We start from the raw sequence: 16,157 nt of genomic DNA, 5'->3' as shown, positions 1-16,157 counted from the left end.
AAGAAAAATTCTTTTTAAAAAAAAAGCCTCAGGATTTCTGAGGCTTTTTTATTTATAGAATGCGGAAACTAAATTTATTTGTTTCCTTTATTGTAATCAGCTAAGAATTTTTCTAAACCAATGTCTGTTAATGGGTGGTTAAGTAAACCAGTAATAGAACTTAATGGTCCAGTCATAACATCAGCACCAATTTTAGCACAGTCAATAACGTGCATGGTGTGACGCACAGAAGCCGCTAAAATATTGGTTTCATATCCATAATTGTCAAATATGTGACGGATTTCAGAAATTAGGTTTAGACCATCGGTAGAGATGTCATCCAAACGTCCAATAAATGGAGAAACATAGGTTGCACCAGCCTTGGCAGCCAATAAGGCTTGCCCTGGAGAAAATACTAAGGTCACATTGGTTTTAATACCTTTATCAGAAAAGTATTTACATGCCTTAACTCCATCCTTGATCATAGGAAGCTTAATAACAATTTGGTCATGCAATTCGGCCAAAGCCTCACCTTCACGAACCATACCTTCAAAATCGGTAGAAATCACTTCGGCACTCACATCACCATCTACAATATTACAGATGTCTACGTAGTGCTTCATAATATTATCATGGCCGGTAATACCTTCTTTTGCCATTAAAGATGGGTTGGTTGTAACGCCATCCAAAACTCCTAAATCTTGTGCTTCTTTAATCTGATCTAAATTAGCTGTGTCAATAAAAAATTTCATAGTGCTTGTGTTTATAAGTGTAAAAATAACACTTTTTATTTTGTTTTGAAATATTGCGCTGCAAAATTACAATTTATAATGATTCATAAGGAGTTTTTCATATAGTTTGTCTGGTAGAATACGTTTCAGAAAAATGGAAAGCTTTTGCTGGAATTCTCGAACCTTATTATGAACCTTAGGTTGTAGCTAATCAACACTTATATATAAATACTATTTTGATGAGATAGGTATGATAATGGCACAAAAGTTCAATTAGACTTTATTCCTCAAAGTATAAAAAGGACTTTCTGGACCTTTTTGTTCAATCTTCTAGCTCTCTCTTTTAAGTGTTGGTAATTGAATTGATAAAAATCCGTTTTTATGCTTAATTAAATTGTTTACCTTTATTAAATTGTTTATTCCTAGTTATCGCATCCCCATGATCAAAAATATCTTTCTGCTAATCCTTCCTATCTTTATTTTAAGTTGTTCAAAAGATGACTCCATTGTTCTAGAAGATCAAATTTGCGAGATGCAGTTTGTGGATTTAGGAATAACAGAAGAAAGCGACCATATCGAAGTGCAAATATTTCCTGGACTTGTTGAGTCATTATCTTGGGAAGTTAATTTTACAGATGACACCTTATTATTGTTCTATGATTATCCTGCTGGTGATGAAGGCTATATTAATACGACGTTTAAATTCAAAAAAAAGAGTGATTGTATACTTTTTGATTATGGCTATACAGCTCAAATTGATGCGGTAGATTTCGATTGGGGCGGTATTTTTGAAAGTACCGCAACTTATGAGATAATTGTACAGGAATGGATTCCAGATGAAAAGTTTGTAGGCCGTCTGATAGCTACAGAAAATGGCACAACATCAAGCTATGATTTTTATGTCACCCTTACAGATTTAGATTATATTTCTATTGAAGATCTTAATTACATCTCTTTCGATGACTGTATGGGTAATGTTCTACCTTTAGAGATAGATCTAAACAATGATGGAACACCTGATTTTTCTTTTGACAGTGAAGATATTCTTGTCAATTATAGCACCAATCAATTATCACATCTGGATTCTTACTTATATTTTAAGGCTTTAAACCCCAACAATAAAGTTTTAGGGAATTTTGATGATTTCATGTTTGTAGTGCAAAGTGAATCAACCATTCAAAGCTCTGAAGCTATGGTTTATGAGGAAAATGAAGGTGTATTTGGGTTCTATCGTGATTATACATCAAATTCTCAATTTCCCTACATGTTATATAATAATTGGTATGAGAACAACATTCCTATTCCTATAATTTCACAATACAATTATATTTTTATTCGGATGGAAATTAATGGTCAACCACATTATGGATATGTAAGGTTTAGCTTAGATCCTTTTATTACATGCTCATTAACTATTGAAGAAACTTATTTAAATCCAACACCAAACGAGCATATTACAATAGAATAGTCTACAATTTATAATGATTCATAAGGAGTTTTTCGTATAGTTTGTCTGGTAGAATACGTTTAAGAAAAATGGAGAACTTTTGCATGAATTCTCCCACCTTATAATGCACTTTTGGTTTATCCGTATTAATAATTTTATAAATGGCTACGGCCATTTGTTTGGGGTCACTTCCTGAATCTACATGGTCATCCATAAGTTTCAAGGTATTGCCATAAGCCATTTTATATGGAGAATCTTCTAAAACTGGTGCGTGATATCTTCCAGCAGCTATATTGGTTGCGAAATCCCCAGGGGCCACATTGGTCATTTCTATGTTGAAAGGTTTTAACTCCATCCTAAAGGCTTCCGTTATTAGTTCCAATGCGGCTTTACTAGCACTGTAGACACCTCGATAGGGAAGGCCCATGTATCCTGCAATAGATGTGATATTAATAATCAAACCCGATTCTTGCTGTCTCATTTGGGGAAGCACTGCTTTTATAACGTTGATAGGACCAAAGAAATTGGTTTCAAAATTCCTTTTGATTTCCTGCTCGGGAATTTCTTCTATGGGTCCCGTGATACCGGCGCCGGCATTATTAATTAGGATGTCCAATTGACCAGACGAATCTATCACTTCCTGGACCGCCGAGGCAATGGAGTCTACACTAGCCACATCCAAGGCAACTAAAGGTAATTTACTATTTGGATATTTTTCTGGATTTCGGCTGGTACCATAAACGGTAAAGCCTTTGTCCATTAAGAATTCTCCTATTGATTTTCCAATTCCAGATGAACCGCCCGTTATTAAAACAACTTTAGACATAAATTTTAGGTTGATTTTGCATCCAAAAGTAAGTAAATAATTGAGAAATTGATAGTGTTTGGAGTAGTGTAACCTTCACTTTGGGGTACAAAAAAAGGCAAGCTACCTACATCACACCGCTACGACCGCGTACCTTTGCTACGTTCCCGTCCTGGAGGATTAAGCAGGAGCTGGTTGTGTAGGACTTGCCGGGTGCAAAGATACCATATTTTAATTGTTTCACAATAATTTTTTAAACTGAATTTTAATAAATAACTTGCCCTGAATATTTATAAGAACATAGAGATGTTTAAAAGTCTTACTATCATATTTTTAAGTGCCCTAGCTATTTCTTGTGGCAGTAGTTCTGCCGAGAAAAAGAAGAGTCTTTCGGTCAAAACAAATTCCGAAAATCATGTATTTACTATTGGAAATACTATGGATTTTAGTTTGAACAATCCTAAAAACTATGATTTGGGAGAGGTGACTTTTTCTTTTGATGGAAAACCCGTGTCTTCATCTGTTGATTTAAGTAATATCAGATTGGGAGAACACCAATTGGTAGCACAAGTCAACTTGGACGGTGAGCCAGAAACCATTCAGCAGACAATAACGGTCATGAATGATATGGCACCTAAAGTTTATACCTTTAATATTGTTAATGAATATCCACATGACATCACATCATATACCCAAGGATTGGAATTTTACAAGGGCGAATTATATGAAAGTACCGGCCAGTATGGGGAATCTAAATTGCGTAAAGTAGATTATAAAACAGGAGAGGTCATTCAGAATTATGATTTACCTAAAGAATATTTCGCTGAAGGTCTAACGGTCATGAATGATAAGGTTTACCAATTGACTTGGAAGCGTGGAACCGGGTTTGTTTATGATGCCAATTCCTTTGAAAAATTAAGTTCCTTCAAATACAATGAAAGTAAAGAGGGATGGGGGATATGCAATGATGGTCAAGTGCTTTATAAAAGTGATGGGACTGAAAAAATCTGGACCCTAAATCCAGAAACGCTTATGGAAGAAAGTTATGTTCAGGCATATCATAGCAAAGGTAAAGTGGTTGAGCTTAATGAGCTGGAATGGGTTGAAGGGAAGATTTATTCAAACCGCTGGCAGAAAAATGGGGTAGCCATTATCAATCCAGTAAATGGCGCTGTTGAAGGCGTTATAGACTTTACACCTTTACATAATAAAGTGACCCAACACCCAAAACTGGATGTACTTAATGGAATTGCTTATAATCCAGAAACCAAAACCTTATTTGTGACCGGAAAAAGATGGGACAAATTATTTGAGGTTGAAATCGTAGAAAAATAAAACTATCATTGAACAGTCTCGAGAAAATAATTACAGTTTCTGAGGAAGATTTAGACGAACTTCAACATGTCAACAACATTCGTTATGTGCAGTGGGTTCAAGACATGGCCAAAGAACATTGGCAAAAGGAAACAACCAAAAATATCAATGATCACTTTTTTTGGGTCATGCTTTCACACCATATCGAGTATAAGAAGGAAGCTAAACTTCACGATAAAATTATTATGCGAACTTATGTGAGAAAAACTGAAGGCATTTATTCCTTTCGCATCGTGGAGTTTTACAATGAAGAAACCCAGATATTGTTGGCTAAATCTGAAACCAAATGGTGTTTTATGAATGCAGATACCTTAAAGCCAAATAGAATACCAAAAGAGATTATTGAATTGTTTGATTAACCGCTTGTTATACTAAATCTTGTTTTTAAAAGTTATATTTTTGAAGACTTAACTACTAATTAATGAAATCATTCCTTTATACATTTAGTGCTCTGGTCCTTGTTCTTTTGGCCAGTTCATGTAGAAAAGACTTGGAATTTGATAATTACACAGATCGATTGGAGTTTTCAAAAGACACCGTTTATCTGGATACCGTTTTTACCAATATTGGGTCAAGCACTTATAATTTAAAAGTTTATAATCGCTCAGATAATGCCATTACCATCCCGTCCATTAGATTAGGATTGGGGCAGGATTCAGAGTATCGATTAAATGTGGATGGAATTGCAGGAAGGGAGTTTGAAAATGTGGAAATGCTAGCTAAAGATTCCATGTTTATTTTTATTGAAACGACCATAGATATCAATAATTTACCTAATTCCAATAACGAATTTTTATACACTGATGTGATTGAATTCAATACAGGAATCACGTCTCAAAAGGTAGATTTGGTCACGCTAGTAAAAGATGCGGTTTTTATCTATCCAGATCGCGACAATACTACGGGAGTCATCGAAACCTTATCCTTAAATATTGGTGGCGAAACCGTGGAGACCGATATACAAGGAAGGTATTTGCTTCCAGAGGAATTGGTATTTACTAATGAAAAGCCCTATGTTATTTATGGCTATGCTGCGGTACCTAATAACGAAACTTTACTGGTTGAGGCTGGTGCCAGAATCCATTTTCATGCCGATTCGGGAATTTTAGTGGCCGAAGGCGCATCGCTTCAAGTACAAGGAGATTTTAGTGAGGATGCCGAACTAATGGAAAACGAAGTCATATTTGAAGGAGATCGTTTGGAACCACTTTTTTCTGATGTTCCGGGGCAGTGGGGAACCATATGGTTGTTTGAAGGGAGTGTGAATAATGAAATTCATCATGCTACCATCAAAAATGGTTCAGTGGCCATTTTAAGTGATGGAAATCCCAATGAGATCAATGAGAAATTAAAGCTGACCAATACCCAAATCTATAACTCCAGTAATTATGGGATTTTAGGTAGAAATACTTCTATTACCGGAGAGAACGTTGTCATCAATTATTCCGGACTGTCCTCTTTTGCAGGAACCTTGGGTGGTAAATATCGTTTTACGCATAGTACGATTGCCAATTATTGGAATAATAGTTTTAGACAATTCCCATCGGTACTACTTAATAATTTTCAAGAAGATGGCAATGGCACGTTATATCTAGCAGATTTAACGGAGGCCAATTTTAACAACTGTATCATTTATGGCAATGATAATCCCGAGATTATTTTAGATGAAGTAGAGGATAGTGCCGTGGTTTTTAATTTTAGATTCAATCATTGTTTGATTCGATTTGATGACCCAACCAACGCTTTTGATGGACCCAACTATGATTTTGGTGATACCAATCATTATATAGGCAATCAATATAATGACGATCCGGTTTTTAGGGATCCGTATAATAATGATATGATTATTGGGGACAATTCTGGTGCAATCAATATAGGAGATTCTGATTTTGCCAATGAGGTGCCCAACGATATTTTAAATGTCAATAGAACAGTTACTCCAGATGCTGGCGCTTATCAGCATACTAGTTTTTAAGGGAGGAATAAAAAGATTAGAAATAAAAAAGCCTGCTAGTTTTAGCAGGCTTTTTTATGAATAGAATGATTTCTTTAAAATTAGGAAGCAAACAATGGTAAGTCGCTCATCATGTCATTGACTTTAGAAGCGATTTCTTCTAATTTGGCTTCGTCTTGATAGTTCGTGATAACGTCATCAATTAAACCAACGATGGTTTCCATATCTCCTTCTTTTAAACCTCTACTTGTTACGGCTGGTGTTCCCACACGAATTCCAGAAGTGACGAAAGGGGATTTGTCATCAAATGGTACCATGTTTTTGTTTACGGTAATATCTGCCTTAACCAAAGCCTCTTCAGCATCCTTTCCTGAAATATCCTTGTTTCTCAAATCGATTAACATCATATGGTTATCGGTTCCATTAGAGATGATGTTATAACCTCTTTTAACAAAAGCGGCTGCCATGGCTTCAGCATTCTTTTTTACTTGCAGTGTATAGGTTAAAAACTCATCAGTTAAAGCTTCACCAAAGGCAATAGCTTTAGCAGCAATAATGTGTTCTAATGGTCCACCTTGATTCCCCGGGAATACGGCTGAATCCAAAAGTGAAGACATTTTTCTCAAACTGCCATTTTTTAAGGTCAATCCAAATGGGTTGTCAAAATCTTTCCCCATCATAATCATACCACCACGAGGACCTCTCAAGGTTTTATGCGTAGTTGTAGTAACGATGTGACAATGTGGAAGCGGATCGCTCAAAATTCCTTTTGCAATCAATCCCGCAGGATGTGAAATATCAGCCATTAAAATAGCGCCTACACTATCAGCGATTTCTCTAAACTTCTTAAAGTCCATATCTCTAGAATAGGCAGAGGCTCCAGCAATAATCAACTTAGGTTGGTGCTCTTTGGCTGCCTTTTCAACATGGGCATAATCAATAATTCCTGTTTCTTTATCTACACCATAGAAAACAGGATTATATAATTTACCCGAAAAGTTTACGGGAGACCCATGGGTCAAGTGTCCACCATGAGAAAGATCAAATCCCAATATGGTATCACCTGGCTTCAAACAAGCAGCAAAAACTGCCGTATTGGCTTGACTTCCAGAGTGTGGTTGTACGTTTACATATTCGGCATTAAATAAAGCTTTGGCACGATCTATGGCGATTTGCTCAACTTCATCTACCACTTCACAGCCTCCATAGTAACGTTTTCCAGGATATCCCTCGGCATATTTGTTTGTCAACACAGAACCAGCAGCCTCCATCACTTGTGGGCTTACAAAGTTTTCTGATGCAATCAATTCTATACCATGTAATTGTCTTTCGTGTTCAGCTTCTATAAGCTCAAAGATTTGTTCGTCTCGTTGCATTTTTTGTCTTTTGTTAAAAATCCCCCAAAAATACTAAATCCATTAGTTTAATACACCAAAAAACATATATTTACTCACTCAATTTTTAACCGAGAAATTAACAATTTTCCTTGGTTTCTACTTTTAATTGAATTTGTCTACAAAATCAATTATTTTATGTAGGTTTACGAACATTTAACTAACAAAAAATAAATTTAATATGCCTTTATCAGCCAACAATCCTAATAGAAAATCTTGGTTGCATGTTGATAAGAATTCAGATTTCCCCATCCAAAACATTCCTTTTGGGGTGTTTTTAACGCGTGATGACATTATAACTATTGGAACCCGAATAGGTGATACCGCTATAGATTTAGGGGCTTTACACCAATTGGGGTATTTTGATGGAATCCCATTAACGGATGATATTTTTCTTCAAGATAGTTTGAACGATTTTATTGCGGATGGAAGAAAAACATGGAGAGCTGTTAGAAATCGAATTGCTGAGATTTTTGATGATGAAAATGATTCTTTAAAGAATAATAAAAAACACAAAGAGATTGTGTTGTTCCGTTTGGATGAAATTGAAATGCAATTGCCTGTGCAAGTGGGTGATTACACCGATTTTTATTCGAGTAAAGAGCATGCTACCAACGTTGGGACCATGTTTAGAGGAGCAGACAATGCTTTAATGCCAAACTGGTTGCACATTCCAGTGGGGTACCACGGTAGAAGTTCGTCTATCATCCCATCGGGAATTCCGGTGCACAGACCTCAAGGACAAACCATGCCAGAAGGTAGTGATACACCAGTTTTCGGACCTTCCAAATTGGTTGATTTTGAATTGGAAATGGCCTTTGTAACTACATCGGCCAATGACATAGGAGAACCTATTCCTATTGAAGAAGCTGAAGAATATATTTTTGGTTTGGTCTTGTTTAATGACTGGTCGGCCAGAGATATTCAAAAATGGGAATATGTGCCATTAGGACCATTCTTGGCGAAAAACTTTGCATCGTCCATGTCACCATGGATTGTCACTTTGGATGCCTTAGAACCCTTTAGAGTGGAAGGACCTAAGCCTATTGCACCTCAGTTACCTTATTTGCAGTATAAAGGAAAGAAAAGCTATGACATTCAATTGGAAGTAGCGATCAAGCCTAAAAAGGCAAAAGAAACCATTGTAAGCCGTTCCAATTTTAAATACATGTATTGGACCATGGTACAGCAATTGGCGCATCATACCGTGAACGGTTGCCCAGTGAATTCAGGTGATTTGATGGGAAGCGGAACCATTTCTGGACCAACCGAAGATTCTTATGGATCGATGTTGGAATTAACCTGGAGAGGTACCAAACCGATTACTATGGAAGATGGCTCAGAACGTAAGTTTATCAATGATAACGATACGGTGATAATGAGAGGACATTGTGAAAAAAATGGTGTTAGAATAGGTTTTGGAGAAGTCTCTACCCAACTGCTACCCGTTTTTAATCCGAAAAAACAGAAATAAGAATATATTTATTTTATAATAATAGAAAAGGTGCTCAATTTTGAGCACCTTTTTTATTGCGAAAATAGCATATCAAAGCGTCCTTCCCTTATTTCATGGACTATGCCATTATGGTCTTCTACATCATACCAAAAAGTACCTGAAACGATATGGTTATCAAAATCCAATTTAGTGATGGTCAATTCTCCTGTATGTGTATTGGAAGTATAATTTAAATGTGTTTCAAAAAAATATTTTCCTGAAGCATTACCACTGATATTTTCCTTTAAGACATACACTCCATCTTGATTAATTTCAAGATTTTGTGTGTTACACCCCAACCTGATTAAATTTAAATCGATTTCTCTATTAGCTTGAAGCGCAAAATAATATCCTCCATTTACAAATTGATAAACGCAATCCAACGGGTTACCACCGTTACCGGGCAAGAAAGGCTTTCCATCCAACAAACAACCAAACGTATTCTCACCTGTTTGCGTAAGAGGAGGCAATTGGTCTATGGGGTTCTGTGACATATCACCATCATCATCTTTTTTACAGCCTATAAAGGTTAAAAACAATAGGCAGTAAGCTATAAGCATGGTAGGTTTTCTTTTCATAATTACTTTTTTAGGGGAATTTAAACTTAAAATTTTAAAATTTGGTAAGGAAGGTGTTTTTTATAGAAAAGTGTGTGGTTTGAAAAATAGACAAATAATCAGTATTCAGGACTCTAATTTAAGGTTCTTGCTTTTAAAATGAAATACGTAGAACTACGCTTTTTTTTTGAAGTTTGCTTAAAGTGATGTCGCCGACTTAAGTTGTAAATCCTTACGTCTAGTTTTATAAATTCATCTGTCATGTGAGATTCACGTTATTATCATCACCTTAATTCTTTAAAAATTCTAATATTTTTTTATTCACGATTTCAGCCTGATCTATGGATAAAAAATGTCCAGCATTTTGAATCACTTCACCTGTTCCATTAGGTAGCATTTGGGCGATTTCAACAGTTCTTTCTCCGTTAATCACATCGTCGTCACCTATTAGCACTAATACGGGCATTGGTAATGATTTTAATTCGTCATTTGAAAAAGGTTGCATACTCGTTATAAACTTGTTTTCAGATTCTTTTTCTAAACCTAATTTGTACTGCTTTAAATAGACGTCACTAATTTGAGCTACCTTGGTGGACATGCTTTCTATAGTTTGTTCAATTTGCTTTTCTTCGGAAGAAAATAAGGATACCAAATTTTTAAATAAATCCATACTGGGTCTAATCCATGTAAATGTTTGCGCCGGACTTAATAATATTAAACTTTTAACTTTGTTGTCTTTGTTTAAGGCGATGGTAACAGCCAACCAGCCACCTCGAGAAGCACCGATTAAATGATAACTGTCCAATTCTAAAGTAGCTATTACTTCCTCATACCAATCGGTGACATTTTCTACACTTTCAATATCCCTTTCTAAGTTTGATTTTCCGGGTTCTAAAATAAAATCTATAGCAAACACCCGATGGTTTTTACTAAGAGATTCTATATTTGGATACCACATGGTGGAACTCGCATTCATTCCATGCAGTAACACCAAGGGTTCTGCATTTTTAGGCCCACTGACTATCACATGTGCCGTACCATAAGTGGTTGGGATATACAATTCCTCAAAAGAGACCTGCCATAACTTTAAGGTTTCGTCATACGCTTTAAAGTAAGCTTCATTTAAAGCAGTTGGCTTTGAAATATATTCTGGCTCTTTTTTGTACTCCGCATATTTGTTGGTACAATTCATAAATAGCAGGATTGGAGCAAACCAGAAAAACAATCTTATAGGGGAGATTTTATACATGGTTGTATCTTGTTGTGTACTGTTTTTTGTTTAAATGTTTAATGAAGGAGTTGGTTATTTTATCGATATGGTGGATTTGAATTAAGTGATTTCCTAAAGAAACTAATCCAAAGCCGCTTTATAAGTTTTTAAACATCGCTCTCTAGCTTCTTTGTGGTCTACAATCTGGCGGTAGCTTAGTTCTTGGTATTCGGGGACCCATTTTTTGATATACTTGTGGTCTTTGTCAAATTTTTCAATTTGTGTGGTAGGATTAAAAATCCTAAAATATGGAGCAGCATCCACACCAGAACCAGCCACCCATTGCCAGTTGCCCACATTGCTTGCCATCTCATAATCATGCAGTTTTTCTGCAAAATAGGCTTCGCCCCAACGCCAGTCTATTAAAAGATGTTTGCACAAAAAGCTGCCAACCACCATGCGCACCCGGTTGTGCATGTATCCTGTTTCATTCAGTTGGCGCATCCCGGCATCCACTAAAGGATATCCCGTTTTTCCGGCGCACCAAGCATTAAATTCCTCTTCGTTATTACGCCATTTGATTCGGTCATATTTTGACTTAAAACTTTCGTGAACCGTATGTGGAAAGTGCCATAAAATCTGCATGAAAAATTCCCTCCAGATTAGTTCCTGCCAAAAGGTTTCGTTTTTGTCTGCAATGGCTTTTTTAACCATTTTCCGAATACTTACCGTTCCAAAACGTAAGTGGGGACCCAACCTAGATGTACCATCAACAGCAGGAAAATTTCTGGTGTCTTTATAGTCATGAATTAGAGTAGGGGTGACATCATAATCTTCAATAGTTTGTGAAGATTTTTCAAATCCCAAATCTTTTAAATCCAAATTAGGCAACCGTGTATTTTTTACCAGATTATCCAAATAGGAATTGGTGTAATAAATATTTAAATCAGTGGTTTTAAATTTGGCCTTCCACGTCTTCATATAAGGGGTATAAACCACATAGGGATCGCCGTTATCTTTCACCACTTCGTCTTTTTCAAAAATGACTTGGTCTTTAAATGTTTTAAACTGGATGTCCTTTTGAGAAAGTAAGTTTTTGATGGCATCATCCCGTTCTTTGGCATAAGGCTCATAATCATGATTGGTGAAAACGACACTTATTTCATATGATGCAATAAGGTCTTCAAAAATGTCCTCTGGGGTACCCTGGAATATGGCAATGGAACTGTCATGTTCCTTTTGCAATTCCTTTCTAAGTTTCTGAAGCGTTTCAAAAATGAAGGTAACTCGCGCATCATCCTTAGGCAAACCTTCAAGAATCTGCGTGTCAAAAATGAAAATGGGTAAGACAGGAAGCTCACTTTTTAGGGCATGATAGAATCCCACATTGTCATCAAGCCTTAAATCTCTTCTAAACCAAAATAAGTTGATGGGTTCTTTCATGGTTGTTTGTATGCTCCAAAAAGTTCGACAAGTTTGTTTTTTCGGTATTCAAAAATTTCTTCCAATTTTGGACGTACCATAATGGGATGGGTCCATTGGCCAAAGATTCCAAAAGGAATTTTATAATCAATCAAGTCTTCCATTTCAACTCCACCAGGAATGGGTTTTATGAAATGTTTGTGATGCCAAAGTGCATAAGGGCCAAACCGTTGTTCATCAACAAAATATTCGTAATCTTTAACATGGGTGATTTCGGTAACCCATTTGGTTTTTATGCCCATAACGGGCGTTACAATGTATTGGATGATCTGTCCGGGGTACATGTCTTTGTCGGCTCCTGAAAGAATATGAAACCCCATATAATCGGGTGTAATCACTTTTAAATTCCTTGGATTGGATAAAAAATCCCAAGCTTCTTCTATAGAAATAGGTAATTTCTGAAATTTATGTAATTGGTATAAAGCCATTTTTAATTTTCCAAAAAGATATAGGCGTTCAAAGAAATGGCTACAATGAGCCACAATAAATAGGGCATTAATAGGAAACGGGCTTTTCTCATGTTTTCAATTCTGAATTTGAAAAAGAGATAGGTGATAATTAAAAATAGAATGGAAATAACTACCAGTCCCCAAAAGATCAAATGTTGGTTAAAAAACACATAGTTCCAACTGACATTGAAAATGACCTGGAAGATAAAAATTCCTCGCAACGGCCAAGAGTCATGATCTTTGAATAAAAATGCCAGATAGATTGAAAAACAAATCATTATTAAGGTCCAAGCAAAACCGAAAACCCAACCAGCGGGGGTCCAAGGTGCTTTGTTGAGATCCATGTACCACAAGGATTGCGGACCATTATCCATTAACCAACTTCCTAAGGCAAGACTAGCAAAGTTGATCAAGAGAAATAATAAGATGAGTTTTAAAATTTTCATTCTACATATTTGGTTATTTTACTGCTCATTGGCTTGGTAATGGAGTACCAAACATCAACAAAATGGCCATTCTCATCAACCATATATTTTTGAAAGTTCCATTTGACAGAGGAGCTTTTTACACCATTTATATCTTTGTCTGTGAGCCATTTGTATAAAGGATGCTGATTTTCGCCTTTAACATCAATTTTTTCTGTCATTAAAAAGTCTACACCATAATTTTTTTGGCAAAAGCTTTGAATTTCTGAAGCGCTTCCAGGTTCTTGACCTCCAAATTGATTACAAGGCAGACCAATGATGACCAATTTGTCTTGGTATTTTTTATGCAGCTCTTCAAGTTCAGCATACTGTGGTGTAAAACCACATTCGGATGCCGTATTTACAAATAGTATTTTCTTGCCTTTAAATTGACCCAAATCGATAGGGTCTCCAGAAAGGCTATTTATTGCGATATCATAAATGGACTCTTTTGGCTCATTTTGAGCTTTTGTTTTACAATTAAAAAACATAGTAAATGCGATAATTAAAGTGAGATATTTCATTCGTTGTTTAATACTGTTTTAGATTTTTACTTCTTATAAATTTAATCCTAAATTCATTGTTTAACCATCTTTTTAAGATTAATTTATTCTTTTATTTGAGTTTTTTCATCAAATTCATTCATAACAGAAACTCTTGTTTTTGGTAAACTTTCGGGATAATTTTTTTGAATGAATTTAATCAATCCTTCTCTTACAAAAACTCTTAAATCCCAGGCTTGAGGTGAATTTCTTGCACTCATTAAAGCCCTGATTTCTACAGTACGCTCTTTTGAATCGGTTACCTGAAGCACATTTACCTGTTTGTCCCATAATTCTGTGGATTCCAAAAGTCTTGTGAGTTCCTCTCTCAAAGCATCAAAATCTACATTATAATCGGTGTATATAAAGACGGTACCAAGAATTTCTGAGGTGGTACGTGTCCAATTTTGAAAGGGTTTTTCAATAAAATAGGTGGTGGGTAAAACCAATCTCCGTTTATCCCAAATTCTTACAACGACAAACGTAAGTGTGATTTCTTCAACCCAACCCCATTCACCTTCCACAACCAAAACATCATCCAAACGAATAGGCTGGGAAATGGCAATTTGCATTCCCGCCAATATAGTGGCAATAGCTTTTTGAGCCGCAAAACCCACAATTATTCCTGCAATACCTGCCGAGGCAAAAACGCTAACTCCAAATTTCCTCACGCTATCAAACAACATTAAACTCAAACCAATAGCTATGATTAAAATGATGAAAATGATAACTCTTTCGAGAACATTAAATTGCGTATATAACTTTCGGGCTCTTAGGTTGTTTTCACTGGAAATATCATACTTTGTTAAGTACTTCTTTTTTGCAACTTTTATCGTGACTATGATGGCCCAAGTGATCGCTAGAATGATCATGATAGAGCTTACTTTTTCAATAACCAATTTGGCTTTTTCCAAATCATTAACGTATGGAAGCACTAATTTTGGAAGAAAGAAAGCTGTCAACAGAATAAAAACCGGAGCAATGTAACGTTTTATAAAAGTCATAGATTTATCTTTTGTCTTAAGATAATTAATATGCAAAAGGATTGAAAGGGTTTAACTAAGTTTTAAAACGTTATTGATAATTTGACAATTATTGCTGGATATAATTTTGTAATTCAGATATTTTATGAGGTGAATTAAACTGACCACCGAAAAAAGTTGTAACCGTAGATGAGGTGTCATCTTTCACGCCTCTAGAAGAAACACATAAATGTTTCGCATCAATAATCACAGCCACATCTTCGGTTTCTAAAACCGCTTTGAGCTCATTGGCAATTTGCATGGTGAGTCGTTCTTGAACTTGTGGTCGTTTGGCATAGTACTGAACTATACGGTTTAATTTTGATAACCCAATTACTTTACCAGAGGAAATATATGCCACATGAGCCTTACCAATAATGGGAACAAAATGGTGTTCGCAATTGGAGTAAAAACTAATGTTTTTCTCAACCAGCATTTGGTTGTATTGATATTTGTTTTCAAAAAGGGCAACGGAAGGCTTGTTCTTAGGATTTAAACCACAAAAAATCTCGTCAACATACATTTTTGCTACTCTTTCGGGAGTGCCTTTCAAAGAATCATCATTAAGATCAAGTCCCAATACATCCATGATTTCTTCAAAAAGAATGCTTATTTTTTCTTTCTTCTCTTGGTCTGAAAGTTTGAAAGCGTTAGGTTTCATTGGGGTATCTAAAGAAGTGAACAAATGATCATTCCCAATATCTTCCGAATTAAATCCATTTAGATTATGACCATTTTTCTTTAACTGTGTTTTTGTGCTCATACCAAGTTTATAAAGTTATGTTGTTTGTCATAGGCTATTTTGGCAGCCATCATTTTTTTTAGAAACCCTTTATTTTCTTTAAAGGTTTTATTGTTGCTGAACTGAATAAATTTTCCTTGAGCATGAATACTCATAAATTTAGTTTTATAAATGTGCAACTGATAGTAGGGGATGACCCAAGTGAAATTTTTTAATCCTTTGTTGATATAGATAACAATACCATGTGGTCTTAGTTCGATATTAGCATAATTGATATCAGAAACCTTGTTTGAATATTGTTGCATATTAGGACTGACCTTTTGAATAATCATTCTTTTTGAACCAATGCCTCTCATTTTGATGGATTGCCATAATGAAAATGATTTGCCCACAATATCTTCAATTAGAGACTTGTGTTCCTTCTCAAAATATGTGGTGTTTAGGATCAATTAATTCAAGTTTATAACCAAAGATACAAATTGTTTAACTAAAAAAATAAAAGATTAAACA

Annotated in this window: 17 protein-coding genes, 1 other RNA gene and 1 pseudogene; 5 read left to right on the top strand and 14 right to left on the bottom strand. The window is 35.5% G+C overall.

Annotated features, from left to right (window positions below; translation table 11 throughout):
- Window positions 1–74: 74 nt before the first annotated feature.
- Together fsa and GZ212_RS16130 are read right to left on the bottom strand one after the other, a co-directional pair.
- Entirely contained in the window at window positions 75–731 is a 657-nt protein-coding gene (gene fsa / locus GZ212_RS08315) for a fructose-6-phosphate aldolase (RefSeq protein WP_053971925.1), read from the bottom strand.
- Between the two features lie 66 nt (window positions 732–797).
- Window positions 798–914, bottom strand: a pseudogene (locus tag GZ212_RS16130) (short-chain dehydrogenase/reductase); the annotation flags it as partial.
- A gap of 235 nt (window positions 915–1,149) precedes the next feature.
- Between GZ212_RS16130 and GZ212_RS08305 the strand changes: the two are divergent.
- A complete protein-coding gene (locus tag GZ212_RS08305) occupies window positions 1,150–2,178 on the top strand; it encodes a hypothetical protein (protein WP_166958904.1) in 1,029 nt (342 codons plus the stop codon).
- A gap of 1 nt (window position 2,179) precedes the next feature.
- Here the strand turns inward: GZ212_RS08305 and GZ212_RS08300 are convergent, their stop codons facing one another.
- Together GZ212_RS08300 and ffs are read right to left on the bottom strand one after the other, a co-directional pair.
- Window positions 2,180–2,983 carry an SDR family oxidoreductase gene (locus tag GZ212_RS08300; RefSeq protein ID WP_166958902.1) on the bottom strand — a complete coding sequence of 268 codons (804 nt, stop codon included), beginning with the start codon at window positions 2,981–2,983 and terminating at the stop codon, window positions 2,180–2,182.
- Window positions 2,984–3,075: 92 nt separating this feature from the next.
- Window positions 3,076–3,174: signal recognition particle sRNA small type (gene ffs, locus GZ212_RS08295), an RNA gene on the bottom strand.
- 94 nt (window positions 3,175–3,268) lie between these two features.
- Between ffs and GZ212_RS08290 the strand changes: the two genes are divergently transcribed.
- The 3 genes from GZ212_RS08290 to GZ212_RS08280 all read left to right on the top strand — a co-directional run bounded on the left by GZ212_RS08290 (window position 3,269) and on the right by GZ212_RS08280 (window position 6,311).
- Entirely contained in the window at window positions 3,269–4,297 is a 1,029-nt protein-coding gene (locus GZ212_RS08290) for a glutaminyl-peptide cyclotransferase (protein WP_206080411.1), read from the top strand.
- An 8-nt stretch (window positions 4,298–4,305) separates the two neighbouring features.
- Window positions 4,306–4,695: a thioesterase family protein gene (locus tag GZ212_RS08285; RefSeq protein WP_166958900.1), complete on the top strand. Its 390-nt coding sequence runs from the start codon at window positions 4,306–4,308 to the stop codon at window positions 4,693–4,695.
- 62 nt (window positions 4,696–4,757) lie between these two features.
- The gene (locus tag GZ212_RS08280; protein ID WP_166958898.1) at window positions 4,758–6,311 is read left to right on the top strand and encodes a hypothetical protein; all 1,554 of its coding nucleotides are present in this window, start codon (window positions 4,758–4,760) and stop codon (window positions 6,309–6,311) included.
- An 80-nt stretch (window positions 6,312–6,391) separates the two neighbouring features.
- Here the strand turns inward: GZ212_RS08280 and glyA are convergent, their stop codons facing one another.
- A complete protein-coding gene (gene glyA / locus GZ212_RS08275; RefSeq protein WP_053971931.1) occupies window positions 6,392–7,666 on the bottom strand; it encodes a serine hydroxymethyltransferase in 1,275 nt (424 codons plus the stop codon).
- 199 nt (window positions 7,667–7,865) lie between these two features.
- Between glyA and fahA the strand changes: the two genes are divergently transcribed.
- Window positions 7,866–9,158 (top strand): fumarylacetoacetase, encoded by a 1,293-nt coding sequence (fahA, locus tag GZ212_RS08270; RefSeq protein WP_166958896.1) that lies wholly within the window; start codon window positions 7,866–7,868, stop codon window positions 9,156–9,158.
- A gap of 53 nt (window positions 9,159–9,211) precedes the next feature.
- Here fahA and GZ212_RS08265 read toward each other — a convergent pair whose 3' ends face one another.
- The 9 genes from GZ212_RS08265 to GZ212_RS08225 form a co-directional block, all read right to left on the bottom strand.
- Window positions 9,212–9,757, bottom strand: coding sequence for a hypothetical protein (locus GZ212_RS08265; RefSeq protein WP_166958894.1), 546 nt, complete (start codon window positions 9,755–9,757; stop codon window positions 9,212–9,214).
- 268 nt (window positions 9,758–10,025) lie between these two features.
- The gene (locus GZ212_RS08260) at window positions 10,026–10,928 is read right to left on the bottom strand and encodes an alpha/beta fold hydrolase (protein WP_240923787.1); all 903 of its coding nucleotides are present in this window, start codon (window positions 10,926–10,928) and stop codon (window positions 10,026–10,028) included.
- A 159-nt stretch (window positions 10,929–11,087) separates the two neighbouring features.
- Window positions 11,088–12,389 carry a deoxyribodipyrimidine photo-lyase gene (locus GZ212_RS08255; RefSeq protein ID WP_166958890.1) on the bottom strand — a complete coding sequence of 434 codons (1,302 nt, stop codon included), beginning with the start codon at window positions 12,387–12,389 and terminating at the stop codon, window positions 11,088–11,090.
- Window positions 12,386–12,856: an SRPBCC family protein gene (locus GZ212_RS08250; RefSeq protein ID WP_166958888.1), complete on the bottom strand. Its 471-nt coding sequence runs from the start codon at window positions 12,854–12,856 to the stop codon at window positions 12,386–12,388. Before GZ212_RS08250 ends, GZ212_RS08255 begins: the two co-directional genes overlap by 4 nt.
- Window positions 12,857–12,858: 2 nt before the next feature.
- On the bottom strand, window positions 12,859–13,323 hold the full coding sequence (locus GZ212_RS08245) for a TspO/MBR family protein (protein WP_166958886.1): 465 nt from the start codon (window positions 13,321–13,323) through the stop codon (window positions 12,859–12,861).
- On the bottom strand, window positions 13,320–13,832 hold the full coding sequence (locus GZ212_RS08240) for a glutathione peroxidase (protein WP_206080418.1): 513 nt from the start codon (window positions 13,830–13,832) through the stop codon (window positions 13,320–13,322). The genes GZ212_RS08245 and GZ212_RS08240 overlap by 4 nt, the downstream gene beginning before the upstream one ends.
- 116 nt (window positions 13,833–13,948) lie before the next feature.
- Window positions 13,949–14,887: a mechanosensitive ion channel family protein gene (locus GZ212_RS08235; RefSeq protein WP_166958882.1), complete on the bottom strand. Its 939-nt coding sequence runs from the start codon at window positions 14,885–14,887 to the stop codon at window positions 13,949–13,951.
- 88 nt (window positions 14,888–14,975) lie between these two features.
- Window positions 14,976–15,668 carry a GTP cyclohydrolase I FolE gene (gene folE, locus GZ212_RS08230; protein WP_166958880.1) on the bottom strand — a complete coding sequence of 231 codons (693 nt, stop codon included), beginning with the start codon at window positions 15,666–15,668 and terminating at the stop codon, window positions 14,976–14,978.
- Entirely contained in the window at window positions 15,665–16,096 is a 432-nt protein-coding gene (locus GZ212_RS08225; RefSeq protein WP_166958878.1) for a hypothetical protein, read from the bottom strand. Before GZ212_RS08225 ends, folE begins: the two co-directional genes overlap by 4 nt.
- Window positions 16,097–16,157: the final 61 nt, after the last annotated feature.

The sequence above is a fragment of the Mangrovimonas sp. CR14 genome (assembly GCF_011764015.1).
Classification (GTDB): domain Bacteria; phylum Bacteroidota; class Bacteroidia; order Flavobacteriales; family Flavobacteriaceae; genus Mangrovimonas; species Mangrovimonas futianensis.
The sequence above is the reverse complement of the archived record's forward strand: the minus strand, read 5'-3'. Positions and strand labels throughout refer to the sequence as shown.